General features: G+C 75.0%; 1 protein-coding gene. It reads left to right on the forward strand.

The window, feature by feature from the left end:
- Positions 1–614: sensor histidine kinase (locus PUR56_RS01490; RefSeq protein ID WP_329947519.1), on the forward strand; the 614-nt coding region annotated here is incomplete at its 5' end.
- Between the last annotated feature and the right edge of the window lie 13 nt (positions 615–627).

Below are 627 nucleotides of genomic sequence, written 5' to 3' on the forward strand. Positions count from 1 at the left end.
CCGCCCGCGAGGCCCAGGCCCGGCTGGCCGTCGCCGAGGAGCGGCTGCGGTTCTCCCGGGACCTGCACGACGTCATGGGCCGCAACCTCACCACCATCGCGCTCAAGAGCGAGCTCGCCGTCCAACTGGCCCGCCGGGGCCGGCCGGAGGCCGCCGACCAGATGACCGAGGTGCAGCGGATCGCCCAGGAGTCCCAGCGCGAAGTCCGGGACGTCGTCCGCGGCTACCGCACGGCGGACCTGCACGCCGAGGCGATCGGCGCCCGGGCCGTCCTGCGCGCCGCCGACGTGGCCTGCGCGATCGACCTGGGCGAGGACGCCGACGAACTGCCGCTGCCCGTACAGTCGGTACTCGGCTGGGTGATCCGCGAGGCCACCACCAACATACTGCGCCACAGCGAGGCCGCCCACTGCACGATCCGACTGCGGCGCGAGGGGAACCGGGCGGTGCTGGAACTGGAGAACGACGGGGTGCCGGCCGAACCGATCCCGTCCCAGGGCAGCGGGACAGGGCTGCGCGGACTGCGCGAGCGCCTCGCCGCCCACGACGGCGAGCTGACCGTCCCGGACACCGGGACGGGCCGGTTCCGAATGCTCGCCAGCGTCCCGCTCTGACCCCCGCCGGCCC

Source organism: Streptomyces sp. BE303, from assembly GCF_036290945.1.
Taxonomy (GTDB): Bacteria; Actinomycetota; Actinomycetes; order Streptomycetales; family Streptomycetaceae; genus Kitasatospora.